12 protein-coding genes are annotated in these 14,473 nt (G+C 71.0%); 2 read left to right on the plus strand and 10 right to left on the minus strand.

Going from position 1 to position 14,473, the window contains the following annotated elements; all coding sequences use genetic code 11:
• Positions 1-25: 25 nt before the first annotated feature.
• The 6 genes from AB5J55_RS32885 to AB5J55_RS32910 all read right to left on the minus strand — a co-directional run bounded on the left by AB5J55_RS32885 (position 26) and on the right by AB5J55_RS32910 (position 7,734).
• Positions 26-1,405 (minus strand): glycoside hydrolase family 43 protein, encoded by a 1,380-nt coding sequence (locus tag AB5J55_RS32885; protein ID WP_369274082.1) that lies wholly within the window; start codon positions 1,403-1,405, stop codon positions 26-28.
• 134 nt (positions 1,406-1,539) lie between these two features.
• Complete coding sequence (locus tag AB5J55_RS32890) at positions 1,540-2,487, minus strand: ROK family protein (RefSeq protein ID WP_369274083.1); 948 nt, start codon at positions 2,485-2,487, stop codon at positions 1,540-1,542.
• Complete coding sequence (locus AB5J55_RS32895; RefSeq protein WP_369274084.1) at positions 2,484-4,112, minus strand: dipeptide ABC transporter ATP-binding protein; 1,629 nt, start codon at positions 4,110-4,112, stop codon at positions 2,484-2,486. The genes AB5J55_RS32890 and AB5J55_RS32895 overlap by 4 nt, the downstream gene beginning before the upstream one ends.
• The gene (locus AB5J55_RS32900; RefSeq protein ID WP_369274085.1) at positions 4,109-5,017 is read right to left on the minus strand and encodes an ABC transporter permease; all 909 of its coding nucleotides are present in this window, start codon (positions 5,015-5,017) and stop codon (positions 4,109-4,111) included. Before AB5J55_RS32900 ends, AB5J55_RS32895 begins: the two co-directional genes overlap by 4 nt.
• The gene (locus AB5J55_RS32905; RefSeq protein ID WP_369274086.1) at positions 5,014-5,973 is read right to left on the minus strand and encodes an ABC transporter permease; all 960 of its coding nucleotides are present in this window, start codon (positions 5,971-5,973) and stop codon (positions 5,014-5,016) included. The genes AB5J55_RS32900 and AB5J55_RS32905 overlap by 4 nt, the downstream gene beginning before the upstream one ends.
• A gap of 3 nt (positions 5,974-5,976) precedes the next feature.
• A complete protein-coding gene (locus AB5J55_RS32910; RefSeq protein WP_369274087.1) occupies positions 5,977-7,734 on the minus strand; it encodes a peptide ABC transporter substrate-binding protein in 1,758 nt (585 codons plus the stop codon).
• Between the two features lie 153 nt (positions 7,735-7,887).
• Here AB5J55_RS32910 and AB5J55_RS32915 point away from each other — a divergent pair, with 153 nt between their 5' ends.
• A complete protein-coding gene (locus AB5J55_RS32915; RefSeq protein ID WP_369274088.1) occupies positions 7,888-9,072 on the plus strand; it encodes an ROK family protein in 1,185 nt (394 codons plus the stop codon).
• A gap of 15 nt (positions 9,073-9,087) precedes the next feature.
• Entirely contained in the window at positions 9,088-10,614 is a 1,527-nt protein-coding gene (locus tag AB5J55_RS32920) for a M81 family metallopeptidase (RefSeq protein WP_369274089.1), read from the plus strand.
• 3 nt (positions 10,615-10,617) lie between these two features.
• Here the strand turns inward: AB5J55_RS32920 and AB5J55_RS32925 are convergent, their stop codons facing one another.
• The 4 genes from AB5J55_RS32925 to AB5J55_RS32940 are packed head-to-tail and all read right to left on the minus strand — an operon-like array spanning position 10,618 to position 14,434.
• On the minus strand, positions 10,618-11,205 hold the full coding sequence (locus AB5J55_RS32925) for an ATP/GTP-binding protein (RefSeq protein WP_369274090.1): 588 nt from the start codon (positions 11,203-11,205) through the stop codon (positions 10,618-10,620).
• The gene (locus AB5J55_RS32930) at positions 11,192-11,572 is read right to left on the minus strand and encodes a DUF742 domain-containing protein (protein WP_369274091.1); all 381 of its coding nucleotides are present in this window, start codon (positions 11,570-11,572) and stop codon (positions 11,192-11,194) included. Before AB5J55_RS32930 ends, AB5J55_RS32925 begins: the two co-directional genes overlap by 14 nt.
• On the minus strand, positions 11,553-11,972 hold the full coding sequence (locus AB5J55_RS32935; protein WP_369274092.1) for a roadblock/LC7 domain-containing protein: 420 nt from the start codon (positions 11,970-11,972) through the stop codon (positions 11,553-11,555). The genes AB5J55_RS32930 and AB5J55_RS32935 overlap by 20 nt, the downstream gene beginning before the upstream one ends.
• 11 nt (positions 11,973-11,983) lie before the next feature.
• The gene (locus AB5J55_RS32940) at positions 11,984-14,434 is read right to left on the minus strand and encodes a nitrate- and nitrite sensing domain-containing protein (protein ID WP_369274093.1); all 2,451 of its coding nucleotides are present in this window, start codon (positions 14,432-14,434) and stop codon (positions 11,984-11,986) included.
• Positions 14,435-14,473: the final 39 nt, after the last annotated feature.

Below are 14,473 nucleotides of genomic sequence, written 5' to 3' on the forward strand. Positions count from 1 at the left end.
CACCCCACCCTCCGTCCGAGGCCGCTCAGTAGCCGACGTGGAACGTGGCGTCCTGACGCTCGGTGGCCGTGGAGACCGGGTCGATGCGCAGGGCGTGGTCCGCGTGCCTGATGTAGCGGGTCGGGTTGTTGTACGAGCGGAAGGACGCCCAGGAGGCGTCGGCGAGCCCGGCCGTCCGGTAGAACGTAGCGTCCGCCGCGAACGTCGACGTGCCGTCGCTCTCGTCGAGACGCAGGGCGTAGTTGTAGTGCCGCAGGTAGCGGGTCGGGTAGTTGACCGACTGGAACGAGACACCTGAGGAGTCGGCGAGCCCCGGCACCAGCTTCCACTGCGAGTCGGGGAACGGATCGAAGGGGTACTCGTCGATCCGGCCGGCGAAGCCGCTGTGCCGGACGTAACGCGCCGGGTAGTTGTACGACTTGAGCCGGTTCCAGGCCGGAGCGCCCCAGTGCGAGACCAGGTTGGTGTACTGGGCCTGGGTGATGGGCTGGATGCCGCAGTGCTTGGAGTTGAGCGGCTGGGTGTAGAGGCGCTGGTCGAGCGCCGTCCAGGTGCCGGCGGCGAGATCGGTCGACTGCCACGCGTAGAAGACGCCATTGGGGGTGTACGTGTCTCCCCACAGGTACCAGGTGCTGGACGTCAGCGACTTCACCACCGTCGGCGCCTCGGTGCCGCCGTGTGCGGCCGGTGTGCCGAAGACCGTGAAGCTGCCGGGGTTCAGCGAGGTGGACCGGGCGCCGACCAGCGTCTGGTCCCGCTTGAAGTAGAGGTAGTTGACGCCGTTCACGCCCACGGTCAGGTTGCCGTCGATGACGTCGTAGCCGGGGTCGAAGAAGACCTGAGGATTCCGGGTGGTGCGGAAGTCGGACGTGTAGCTGACCATGATCACGTTGTGGCCGCTGCTGTTCACCGACGAGTAGAGGATGCCGTACTGCCCGCGTCCGGCGTCCCAGTAGGCCTCCGGCGCCCAGCTGTGGGTGCCCGTCATGTCGTGCAGCTTCAGCAGCCGGTAGCCGGTGAAGGACCGCAGGTCGGTCGAGTCCCAGACGTGGATGTTGACGCTGTTGCGGCTCCAGTCGGTGCCCTTGAGGTCGGTCGCCAGCACCACGAAGGTGCCGTCCTGCTTCCGCAGAACGAACGGATCGCGCAGTCCTCCCGCCCCCAGGGTCGGCGTGACGACCGGGTTGTTCTGGTTCAGCGGCATCCAGCGCAGACCGTCGGAGCTGACGGCCAGGTGCAGACCGTAGTCGGCCTCGAGCATGGTGGTGGACTCGGTGAAGTAGGCCATGACATACGCCGAGTCGGCGGCGTGGGCCGTCCCGGCGCCGAGGGCCAGGGCCCCGGTCGCCGCGAGCGGAACGGTCGCTGCCATGCCGAGGACCTGTCTGCGGGAGGGGTGGGCCATGTGCGCTCCAGGGGGTGTGGGGGTGCGGGCCTTGTGGTCGAGCGGACGAGCATGCCGAACTGTCGATATATCGAACAGAGTTCGGTGAATCGACCAGAAGGTAGGAGAGCGTGGGGTGCGCGTCAATCACTCGGTCACCCTTGGCGGATTTCCGCCACCCGGCCCACCAGGGGCCCCAGTTCCGCACGCGCGCGTGCCGCCGCCCCGATCGCCACCGCGTCGGCGCCGAGCCCGGCCGGCAGGACGCGCACGGGATGGCCGCTGACGGGCGGCTCGGTGGCCAGGGCGGCGCGGATCGAGCGCTCCAGCAAGGCCCATGAGCGGCTCACGCCGCCGCCGACCACCACCGTGGTGACGTCCAGCAGGCCCGCCGTGACGAGCAGGGCGCGGGCGACGGCCGCCCCCGCCGCGTCGTACACGGCGAGCGCGTCCCCGTCGCCCGCCCGCGCGGCCTCGGCGACCTCCCCGGAGGTGCGCGAACGGCCCGTGCGCTCGGCGTACCGGTCGGCGATCGCGCGGCCCGAGGCCAGGGTCTCCAGATGTCCGCGCCCACCGCACGTACAGGGCAGGTCGCCGAAGCCCGGGACGTGCCCGATCTCGCCCGCCGCGCCGTGCGGGCCGTCGTGGAGCACGCCGCCCAGCCACAGCGCCCCGCCGACCCCCGTGCCCAGCGTCATCCCGAGTACATCCGGCTCGCCCGCCACCGAACCGGCCGTCGCCTCCCCGCGCAGAAAGGCGTTGACGTCGTTGTCCAGGAACGCCGGTACGCCCAGCGCCTCCTCGAACGCCGCCGTCACCGCGAACCCGGCCCAGCCGCGGAACGAGTCGCTGGCCACCAGTACCCGCCCGGCCCGCGCGTCCACCACACCCGCCGCGCCCACCCCGACGCCGAGCAGCCGCGCGGGAGTACGGCCCAGCAGCAGCCGTACGGCATCCAGCGCGGCGCCGACCATCGCCGCCCCGCCGTCGGAGGCCGGGGTGGGTACGCCGACGCGGTCCAGGACGCCGAGGTCCGGGTCGCACAGCACCACCTGGGTCGTCGTACCGCCGATGTCGACACCGGCAAGCACTCCCCGCGTCATGCGCCGGCCCCCGTCCCGAGCGCCGCCCGGCGTTCCCTGCGCCGCCGTTGCAGCACCGGATCCGGTACGGGTACGGCCGCGATGAGCCGGCGCGTGTACTCCGTCCCCGGACGCAGCAGGGTCCTCATGGTCGGCCCCTGCTCCTCGATCCGGCCCTCCCGCATGACGACGACGCGCTGCGCGAACTCCTGCACGACGGCCAGGTCGTGGGAGACGAACAGACAGGCGAAGCCCAGCTCACGCTGCAACTCGGCGATGACCTCCAGCACCGTGCGCTGCACACTCACGTCCAGCGCGCTCGTCGGCTCGTCCGCGACCAGCAGCCGGGGGTCCAGCACCAGCGCCCGCGCGAGACTCACCCGCTGCCGCTGACCGCCGGACAGCTCACGCGGCCCACGGCCCGCCAACTCCGGCGGCAGCCGCACCAGTTCCAGCACCTCGGCGACCCTGGCCCGCCGCTCGGCCGCCGCCATGCCCCGCCGGTGCACCCGGAGCGGCTCGGCGACGCACTCCGCCACGCTCATCCGCGCGTCCAGCGAGGCCACCGGGTCCTGGAGCACCACACCCACGCCGGACAGCAGAGCCCGCCGCTTCCGGCCCCGGGCGCGGCCCAGGTCGGTGCCGAACAGCGACACCGAGCCGGAGGCGGGCGCGATGAGCCCGAGCGCGACCCTGGCCGCCGTCGACTTGCCCGACCCGGACTCGCCCACGAGACCGACGGTTTCGCCGGGGCGGACGTCGAGGGAGACACCCTCCAGCGCCCGGACCCGCCCGAACCGCACGGACACGTCCCGCAGTTGCACCACCGGCGCCTTCTGTGCCGCGGGCGGGTCCTCACCGCTCAGCCGCAGCCGGGGCACCGCCGCCAGCAGGCCTCGCGTGTACTCGTGCTGCGGCCGCAACAGCACGTCCTCCACCGTCCCCGTCTCCACGACCTCGCCCCGCAGCATCACGGCGACCCGGTCGGCGAAGTCCGCGACCACGCCCATGTTGTGCGTGACCAGCAGCACGCCGGTGTCCGAGTCGGCCGCCAATCGCCGTAGCAGGTCGAGGATCTCGGCCTGCACGGTCACGTCGAGCGCGGTGGTCGGCTCGTCGGCGATGAGCAGGCCCGGCGAGTTGGCGATCGCCATGGCGATGACGACGCGCTGGCGCTGCCCGCCCGACAGCTGGAAGGGGAAGGCCGACGCCCGCCTCTCCGGCTCGGGAATGCCGACGCGGCGCAGGAGTTCGACCGCCTCACGGGCGGCCTCCGACCGGGAGACCTCCCGATGGTTCCGTACGACCTCCGCGATCTGGGCGCCGACCCGGGTCAGCGGATCGAGGGCGGTCGCCGGCTCCTGGAAGACCATGGAGGCGGTACGGCCCCGCAGCCGGGCCAGCGCGGCCTCCGTGGCGCCCACCACGTCGGTGCCGTCGACCGTCACCCGCCCCGAGGCACGCGCGCTGCCCGGCAGCAGCCCCATCGCGGCGAGCGCCACCGTCGACTTGCCGGACCCGGACTCACCGACCAGCGCCAGCGTCTCGCCGGGCCGCACGTGCAGCGACACTCCGCGCACGGCGGCCACGTCACCGGTGTCGGTCGAGAAGGTCACGCCCAGGTCGGCGATCTCAAGGATGTTCATCCGCGTCCCCTCACGTCGAAGGCGTCACGCAGCCCGTCGCCGATCGCGTTGAACGCGCACACGACGAGGATGATCGCGAGGCCCGGCGGAACGATCAGCCACCAGCGCCCGGAGTACGCCGCCGTCAGACCGGCCGACAGCATGCCGCCCCAGTCGGTCTTCGGCGGCTGGACGCCCAGCCCGAGGTACGACACATACGCGACGAGCAGGATCGCGTCGGCAACCTGGAACGTCGCCGCGACCACGATCGTCGACACCGAGTTCGGCAGGATGTGCCGCCGGATCGCGCGGCCGTGCGTGCCGCCGGTCGCACGCAGCGTCAGCACGTAGTCGCGGTTCTTCAGGGTCAGCGTCTCGGCCCGTACGAGGCGGGACGGCACCAGCCACGACACCAACCCGAGGATCACGATCAGGCCGACCGTGCCCGGAGTGGTGATCGCGGAGACGACCAGCAGGATGAACAGCGCGGGAATCGCGATCCCGGCGTCCACCACCCGCATCATCACCGCGTCCACCCAGCCGCCCGCATACCCGGCGACCGCACCCCACAACGTTCCGATGACGGTGGCCAGCAGCCCGGCCGCGAGCCCGACGAGCAGCGAGACCTGCCCGCCGTACATGAGCCGCCCGAGCTGGTCGTGGCCGACGGCATCGGTACCCAGCCAATGGGCCGAGCTGGGCGGGAGGTTGACCTGGGTGAGATCGGTGTGGGTCTGGTCGGTGGAGTACAGCAGCGGGCCGACGAAGCAGAAGAGCAGGAAGAGCAGGACAATCAGGCCCCCGGCCATGGCGAGCCTGTTGCGCGCGAAGCGCGCCTTGAGGGGCGCGGGGCTGCGTCGGTCTGCGGCTCCGCCGCGGGGCGCGCCGAGCCCCCACCGGCCCGCAGCCTCAATACGACCACTCACGCCCGCCCCTCCTTCACCCGAGGATCGACAACCCGCTGCACCACATCCGCAAGCAGGGTCCCTACAACCGTCGCGACGGAAATCACGAGGACACAGCCCAGCAGCACCGGATAATCCGACGACTGCGCGGCGGACCAGAACAACAGCCCCATCCCCGGATAGTTGAAGAGCTGCTCGACCACCAGTGCCCCACCGAACAGCACCGGCACGTAGTACCCGAGCATCGCGATCACCGGCGTCAGGGAGTTCCGGAACACGTGCCGGAACAGGACCGCGTACTGCCCGGCCCCACCCGCCCGCGCGGTCCGCACATAGTCCTCGGACAGGTTCTCCAGCGTCGCCGCCCGCATGTACCGACTGAACACGGCCACCATGGAGGCGGCCCCGGTCACGACCGGAAGCACCAGCGCCGCCGGGTCTGCGAGCACCTGGGCCAACGTGTCCCCCTGGGGCGCCTGCGACGGAAACCATCGCAGGGTCTGGGTGAAGACCAGCACCAGGATCAGTCCCAGGAAGTACACCGGCGTCGAGTACGCGACGAAGCTCAGCGTGGTGATCACGTAGTCGGCCGGCTTGTTGCGCCGCACGGCCTGCCACATGCCGAGCGGGACGGCGAGCAGCAGCCCGACCAGCGCGGACAGCACGGTCAGCACCAGCGTCTTCGGCAGCCGTTGCTCGATCAGCCGCGCGACCGCCTCGTTGAGGGTGTACGACGTCCCGAGGTCACCCTGCGCCAACTCGCGCAAGTAGTGGACGTACTGCACGGGCAGCGACCGATCGAGTCCCTGTTCGTGGTTGAACGCGGCGATCTGCTGGGCCGTCGCCTGCGGGCCGAGGATCCCGCGTGCGGGGCCTCCGGGGAGGGTGTGCAGCAGGCAGAAGACCACGATCGTGACGATCAGGATCACGGCGAGGGCCTGGAGGAGCCGGCGGCTGAGATACAGGAGCGTGTCCATGCCTCAGCCGGTCCACTTCCACTGCGCGGGGTGGAAGTTGGCGAGCGAGTCCTGGGAGAAGCCGCCGAGGCCGTTCCTGATGACGGAGACCTGGTACACGGGCTCCGGGAGCCAGATCACGGGCAGGTCCTCGGCGAGGGCGGCGCTGTAGTCCTGGACCGCCTTCGTCGAACCGGACGTCGTGGAGGCGGAGATGAGCTTGTCCACGTCCGGGTTGGAATAGTTGCCGAAGTTCGAGCCGCCGCCTGTCTGGAACAGCGAGTCACCTGTCGGGAAGGCGGAGAAGTACCAGCTGCCGGCCGTTCCGAAGAAGGACAGCTGCCACTTGCAGATCGGCTGGCTCGCCTTGCACTGCGGGGTCTGCGACAGCACCGAGTTGACGGGCGCGGTCTTGATCGAGAACTTGATGCCGGTCCTGGCGAGCGAGGACTGGATCGCGCTCATCATGTTGTCGGTGACCGTCGAGCCGGACTGCGACAGCACCCGCATCTCGAACTTGGTGCCCCCGGCGACGCCCTCACCGCACTGGGAGGCCCCGGTCCCGGGGCTCGTGCAGGTCATGACCCCGCCCTGCTCGCTCCAGCCGTGACCGGTCAGCAGCTCGCGGGCGGCCGTCGTCGAGAAGGGGTACGGGTTGTCCTTCTGCGCCCGGGAGACGAAGTCGGACGCCTGCCCCTGCGGAACGGGGCCGTAGCCGGCGACCGCCGTCCCGTTGAAGACGACTTTCGCCAGACTTGCCTGGTCGATGGAGCGCTGGACGGCCTGGCGGGCGTACCGCTGCTTGAACACCGCGCCCATCGCCGGGTTGTTGAAGTTGTACGGCATGTAGGTGATCGCCCAGCCGGACCACGGCTTCACCTCGTACCCCTGCGCGGTGAAGCTCTCCTTCTGGTCGAGGTCGGTCGCCTCGATGTAGCCGTAGTCGACGCTGCCGGAGCGCAGGGCGTTCTTCTCGGCTTCGGCCGTGGTGAAGGGGAGCAGGTTCACCGTGGGGATGGCCGGCTTCTCGCCGCCGTCGTACTTCTTGTTGGCGGTGAGGACCACCTTGCCGGCCGTCGAGTAGGACTTGACCGCGTAGGGGCCGCTGATGGTCTTCCAGAGGGCGTTCTTCTCGTAGTCGCCGATGTTCTTCGCGGCGTTGTTGAGGTCCGTCCACACCTGCTTGGCGTCGCCGCCCTTGTCCCAGGTGTGTTGTGGCAGCGGTGTGATGGAGCTCAGCTCGTTGGCCAGCATCCACTGCGGGTTGTAGGCCTTGTCGAAGGTGATGGTGAAGTGGCGGTCGTCCTCGGTCTCGAAGGACGTCCAGTTGTCCGGCGCCTGGCCGGGGTTGTAGCCCGCCCACTCCGACTTGTTCGCCTTGATGAGGTCGAACCAGAACCGGACGTCACGGGAGGTGATCGGCTTGCCGTCGCTCCAGTGCCGGTCGCCCAGGGTGATCCGCACGCTCTTGTTGTCGGGCGCGAAGTCGGCGTCGGTGGCGACCGAACCGGCTTTGTTCCAGGCGATCTCGCCGGTGGACCCGTCGTAGGCGATGAGCGGCTCCCACAGCGTGTTCGCGATGGAGATGTTGTTGGTGTTCAGATGCGCCGCGGTGCCGATCGGCAGGATCCAGTTCGGCGTGAAGTTCGCAGGCAGCGCGTAGTTGATGGAGTCGCGGGACCCGGTCGACGTACCGCTGCTCCCGGAGCAGCCCGCGAGCAGCAGCGTGCCGGCGGACAGGGCGGCGGCAGCGGCGAGGAGTCTCGTGCGAGCAGGGGACATGGCTCTCCTCAGGGGGACAGAAGCGAGGTGCAGTCAGTGAAAGCCCCGCCTGTTCGAAGAAACAGGAGTGCCGCTGTAAAAAGTATGTTTCTGCTGTTCTGGAATTAGCCCGGAGAGCGCGTTCGCGGCCTACTCTCGCTGTCCCGACCGCAGATGACGGAAGTAACTTCGTCCATGACTGAAAAAAGTGGGTCGTTGACCCGGCGCATCCTCGAACTCCTCGCCTCCGGGCAGGCGTCCACGCGCACGGAGCTCTCCGAGCTGCTCGGCGCCGCGCCGTCGACGGTCTCGTTCGCGGTGACCAAGCTGCTGGACTACGGCCTGGTCACCGAGGAGGGCACCATGTCGTCCACCGGCGGACGGCCGCGCAAGGTGCTCCGGCTCGGCGGCGGCGACGGCTACGCCGTGGCGGCCGAACTCGGCGGCAAGCATGCCCACGTCGGCGTCGTCCACCCCGGTGGCGGTCTCACCGACGTCTCCACGGTGCCGTTCGCGACGGCCGACGGACCGCAGGCCTCGCTGCCCGGCCTGGTCGAGACCCTGGAGGGCCTCGTCGAGCGGAACGGGCGGGAGTCCCTCAGAGGTGTCGGACTCTGTCTGCCGGGCCCGGTCGACGTCGAGCCGGGCCTGGTGACACTGCCCGCGCGCATGCCGGGCTGGAACCGGTTCCCGGTACGGGACTGGCTCCAGGAACGGTTCGGGGTCCCGGTGGCCATCGAGAACGACGCCAACTGCATGGCCGTCGGCGAGCACAGCGTCCGGCCCGCCGGGCAGCGCCAGGCCATCATGGTGAAGGCTGGCACCGGCATCGGCGCGGGCGTCATCGCCGACGGCCGCCTCTACCGGGGCGGGTCGGGCGCGGCCGGCGAGATCACCCACGTCCGCGTCGAGGCCGCCCACGACATCCCCTGTTCCTGCGGGAACACCGGGTGCCTGGAGACGGTCGCCTCGGGTGCGGCACTGGTCCGCATCCTGCGCGAGCGCGGCCTGGAGGTGGCGTCCACCGAGGACGTCGTACGCCTCGCAGGTGACGCCGACCCCGAGGCCACCCGCGCGGTCCGGCAGGCCGGCCGCTACCTGGGCATGGTGCTGGCCGCCAACGTCAACTTCTTCAACCCCGACGCCGTGTACCTCGGCGGCATCCTCTCCACGCTGGAGCCCTTCGTCGCCGCCGTGCGCAGCCAGTTGTACGAGGGCTGCCATCCACTGGTCACCGAGCACCTGGTCATCGAACGGGCCGGCCTCGGCGCCGACGCCGGCCTGGTCGGCGCGGGCCAGTTCGCTCTCCAGCGGGCCCTCGCGCACGCGCTGCACTCGGTCGCCGGCACCCACCCCTGACCCTCAGGAGGAGCCATGCCTCAGCCTCAGCACCAGCTCCAGCCCCGTCCCGTCATCGCGATCGCCGGCCTCGGCATCGAGTCGTCGACCTTCTCCCCGGCCCGCACCGAGGCCCCCGCCTTCCACCCGCGGCGCGGACCGGACGTCCTCGACCGCTACCCGTTCCTGGCCCCGGGACAGCCGCTGCGGGACGCCGCCGACTGGCGAGGCGCCCTGGTCGGCAAGGCCCTGCCCGGCGGCACGGTGACGGCGGCCGCGTACGCCGAACTGTCCCGCGAACTCATCGAGCAGCTACGGGAGTTGGGGCCGCTGGACGGCCTCTGGTTCGACATCCACGGTGCGATGACCGTCGAGGGGCTCGACGACGCGGAAGTGGACCTGCTGTCCCGTGTCCGCGAGGTGATCGGCCCGGACGTCCTCGTGTCGACCTCCATGGACCTGCACGGCAACGTCTCCCGGCCGCTCGTGCACCTCAGCGACCTGATCACCTGCTACCGCATGGCCCCGCACGAGGACGCAATGGAGACCAAGGAGCGGGCCGCCCGCAACCTCGTCGACCTCCTGGCGAGCGACGGGCCCCGCCCCGTCAAGGCCTGGGTGCCGGTGCCGGTGCTGCTGGCCGGGGAGCAGACCTCCACCCGTATCGAACCCGCGAAGAGCGTGTACGCGGCCGTCGAGGACGTGGCAGCGGCCGACGGAGTGACCGACGCGGCGATCTGGGTCGGGTACGCCTGGGCCGACGAGCCGCGCAACCGGGCCGCCGTCGTGGTCACCGGATCCGACGAGGCCGCCGTCACCGCGGGCGCCGAGCGCCTCGCCCGCGGATTCTGGGACGCCCGCCACGACTTCGCCTTCGTCGCCCCCACCGGCACCCTCGGCGACTGCCTCGACGAGGCCCTCGCCGCCGGCGCCCGCCCCTACTTCATCAGCGACACCGGCGACAATCCCACGGCGGGCGGCGCCGGAGACGTCACCTGGGGACTTCAGCACGTCCTGGCCCGCCCGGAGTTCAAGGACCCGTCCGGCCCCGTCGTCCTGTACGCCTCCCTGCCCGGCCCGTCCGCGGTCGACACGGCGGTGAAGGCCGGCGTCGGCGCCACGGTCACCGTCACCGCGGGCGCGGAGGTCGACCACCGGCACGCCGGGCCGCTCACGATGACCGGCGTGGTGCACTCCGTACGCCACGGCGACCGGGACGCCGAGACGGAGGCCGTGCTGCGGGTGGGCGGCGTGCACGTGATCCTGACCCGGCTGCGGAAGCCGTATCACCTCGAACGCGACTTCACCGGACTGGAGTTGGACCCGCGCACGGCCGACATCGTGATCGTCAAGATCGGCTATCTGGAGCCCGAGCTGTTCGCCATGGCCGCCGACTGGAAGATGGCGCTCACCCCGGGCGGCGTCGACCAGGACCTGGTGCGGCTCGGCCACCACCGGATTCGCCGGCCCATGTTCCCCTTCGACCCCGCGATGGCCGACCCCGACCTCAGCGCCAGGATCGTGACACCCGTGAACCGGCCGCTCAGCGGCCCCGAGGAGTGACGTTCAGCTCGCCTGCCGGGCGTCGGCGATCAACTGGTCGATCAGGGCGATCAGCACGTCCCGGCACGACTCGCGCTCCCGCGCGTCGCACAGCAGCACCCGGACGTGCTCCGGGAGCGCGAGGGCTTCCCTGATCTCATCGGCGGGATAGGGGTGTTCGCCGTGGAAGCCGTTGACGCCGACGACGAACGGGATCTGCCGGCGCTCGAAGAAGTCGATCGCCGCGAAACTGGACTCCGGCCGGCGGACGTCGATCAGGACGACGGCACCCAGCGCGCCGATCGCCAGGTCGTTCCACATGAACCAGAACCGCTGCTGCCCGGGCGTACCGAACAGGTACAGCACCAGTTCCTGGCTGATGGTGATCCGGCCGAAGTCCAGGGCCACGGTGGTGGCCCGCTTCTCCTCGATGCCGTTGAGGTCGTCGACGCCCACGCCGGCGGCGGTCAGCGGCTCCTCGGTGCGCAGCGGGGCGATCTCGCTGACCGACCCGACCAGCGTCGTCTTGCCGACGCCGAAGCCGCCGGCTATCAGGATCTTGACCGTGTCGGGAGGCGCGACCGATTCCACGGTGGTGTCAGAGCCGGCCAAGGCCGTCCCTCACTTTCTGCAGCAGGTCCAGGTCCGGGGTGCGGGGGGTGACGGGGTGCGGCGGGTGCACGGTGATCAGACCCGCCTCCAGCAGATCGCAGAGCATGATGGCGACCACGCTCACCGGCAGGTCGAGATGGGCCGCGAGCTCCGCGACGGCGATGGGCCGGGCGCAGCGCCGCAGGATCCGTGTCTGCTCGGGCTGCGGACGGGGCGCCCGCTCCGGCGGCGGATCCACCGCCGTCACCGTCGTGATCAGCGTGAAGTCGGTGCGGCTGGGCCTGGTCCGGCCGCCGGTCAGCGTGAAGGGACGTACCAGCCTGCCCGCCGTATCGTCTCCGGCCACCTCACGCGCCAGGGCCGACATGGGCCCGCGGTGCCGCCGACAGGTGCTCGCCGATCTTCTTCACCAGCATGTTCATCTGGTACGCCACCACGCCGACGTCCGCGCCCTGGTTGGTGAGGACCACGAGATGGGCGCCGGGCCCGGCGGAGGTCAGGATCAGATAGCTTTTGGCCATCTCGATCAGCGCCTGGCGCACCGGCCCGCCTCTGAAGTCCATGCTGACGCCCTTGCTGAGGCTCATCAGGCCGGAAGCGGTCGCCGCCAGCCGCTCGGCGTCGTCCCGCAGGAACCCGGTGGACTTGCTCACCACCAGACCGTCCTCGGAGAGCACGACGGCGTGGTTGACGTCGGCGACCCGCTCCACGAGTCCGGTGAGCAACTGGTCGAGCTGGGTGTCCGTGGCGGGGCTGGGGCGTGTCATGGCGGTGTCCTTCATGAACGGTCGGCGGGCGAAGGGGAGGACGTGGGGGAGGAGGCCGGGGCGGGGGCGGACGCGGAAGTGGCGGACGCGGAAGTGACGGACGCGTCGGCCTCGTCGGCCGCAGGCGGCTCCCCGGGGGCGACGTCGTCGAGCGTCCGGCGGGCGGCCGGGATCCGCTGGTCCGCCGCCGGCTCGGGCGGGTCCGCGGCCTCGTCGCCGCTGTCGTCGCGGGCCTGGAGCGTGCCCCGCTGGAAGCAGGCGAGGGAGGAGGCGGCTCGCTCCGCGGTGAAGTCGTCGTCGCTCTCCTCGGCGGGCTGCGCCTCCTCGCGCAGTTCGGCGGCCAGGCTGGTCTGCGGCACCCGGCGGGGCAGTGCGGTGAGACCGCCGTCGCGGCGCGTGGCGGGGGCGGAGGTCGAAGAGGATTCCTGGGCGGCCGAGTCACGGGCCGGGACGACGGGACGGGACTCCCGTACGGGCTCCTCCGGTTCGGCGGCACCGGAGTGCTCCACCTCGTCCGGCTCCGGGGCCGGCAGGTCCCGCACCACGACGTCGTGCGGGATCAGCACGATCGCCGTCGTGCCGCCGAACGGCGAGGAGCGCAGGGTGACCGCGATGCCGTGCCGCTGGGCGAGCCGGGCGATCACGAACATGCCGAGGCGCAGGTCGTCGGCGAGGGCCACCACGTCGAACTGCGGGGGCTCGGCCAGCTGGGCGTTGAAGGAGTCGTAGTCCTCCTCGGACATGCCGAGCCCACGGTCCTCGACCTCCACGGCCAGGCCCTTGGCCACCATCGCGGCCCGCACCCCGACCGGCGCGGGCGCGGGGGAGTACAGCGTGGCGTTCTCGATCAGCTCGGCCAGCAGATGGATGACGTCCGCCACGGCAGGCGGCGCCAGGTGCACCTCCTCCTCCGTCTGCACCTCGACCCGCTGGTACTCGGCGACCTCGCCGACGGCGCTGCGCAGGATGTCGATCAGCGCGACCGGTTCGCTCCAGCTGCGGCCGGGCCGCTCGCCGCTGATGATGACGAGGTTCTCCTCGTAGCGGCGCAACTGGCTGGCTGTGGAGTCCAGTTCGTACAGGCCCTTGAGGATCTCGGGGTCCTGGTGCGCGCGCTCCAGCGCGTCGAGCTTGGTGAGCTGGAGGTTGACCAGGTTCTGGCTCTGCCGGGCGATGCCCAGGATGACCTTCTGGAAGCCGCGCCGGGTGTCGGCGAGTTCGACGGCGGTGTGCACGGCGGTGCGCTGGGCGGTGTTGAACGCCTTGGCGACCTGGCCGAGTTCGTCGTGGCCGTAGTCCAGCGGCGGGGTGGCCAGCTCCACGTCGACCTTCTCGCCCCGTTCCAGCCGCGCCACCACGTCGGGCAGCCGCTCCTGCGCGAGACCGAGGGTGGCCTCGCGCAGGCCGTGCAGGCGCCGGGACAGCGAGCGCGTGATCCGCCACGACATCCAGACGCACACCAGCAGGGCGACCAGACCGCCCGCGCTCAGGGAGGCGGCCTTGATCAGCAGGCCGCGCGCGTTGTCGCCGCTGCGTTGCAGCAGCGCGGTCGTCTGCTGCCGGATCAGGACCTCGTACTCGTCGGAGACCTTGACCAGCGCGGCCCGCCACTCCTTCTGCGCGTCCGGGACGGAGATGTCCCCGTCCCCGCGCGCCGTCGCCCGCGCCGCGAGCACCCTGTCCTCGACGGTCTCCAGGGTCCCCCATTGCGGGCTCCCCAGGATCCGCTCGGTCTCCGTCTTCGCGCTCCCCGTGAGCGAGGGGAGGATCTGGTCCTCGACGAGCCAGCGGCGGGTGTTCACCAGCTCCGCGAACTCGGTCCACGACTTCTCGTCCATCCTCCGCGACGGCGAGGCCAGCGTCAGCAGCGCGTCCTCCCGGGACACCAGTTCCGCCGCGTGCTCCAGCGCGACGAGCGGACCGGCCTGCGAGGTGAGGTCGCCGTCGTCGACCTGGGAAAGCTCCTGGAAGGCGTGGATCTGGTCGTCGATGATCGACGTGTACTGGCCGAGCGCCTGTACGGCGGTGATGTCGGTGGGGTTGTCGACCTGCCCCCGGTAGTACTCCAGGCTGCTCACCGACGCGACGACCGAGTACAGCCGGTCCTTGATCCGGGAGGGTGCCTGCTGGATCGCGTCCGACTGGGAGAGGAGTTTCGCCACCGCTTTGTCGGTCTTCTGCCGCTGCTCGTCCAGCGCGCTGCGGGCCTCCTCCTGCCGGGACGCCAGCCATACGGCCGAGTAGCTGCGCTCCTGCTGCAGCGCGAGCGTGGCCTCCGTGCCCATGGCCCCGGTCGACTTGCTCAGCCCGGTCTGCGACCGCAGCCCCAGGCCCTCCGAGAACATCTGGATCGTCGTCACGCTCCAGACGGCGGCGAGCGTGACGCTGGGCACCAGGGCCAGCAGGATCAGGGAGAGACGGATGGAGCCGAGGCGGCGCCGGGGACCTGTCCGTGGAGACATTGTCGTCCTTGGGCGATCAGCGGAGGGCGGGAGCGGGCG

Source organism: Streptomyces sp. R11 (assembly GCF_041051905.1).
Classification (GTDB): Bacteria; Actinomycetota; Actinomycetes; order Streptomycetales; family Streptomycetaceae; genus Streptomyces.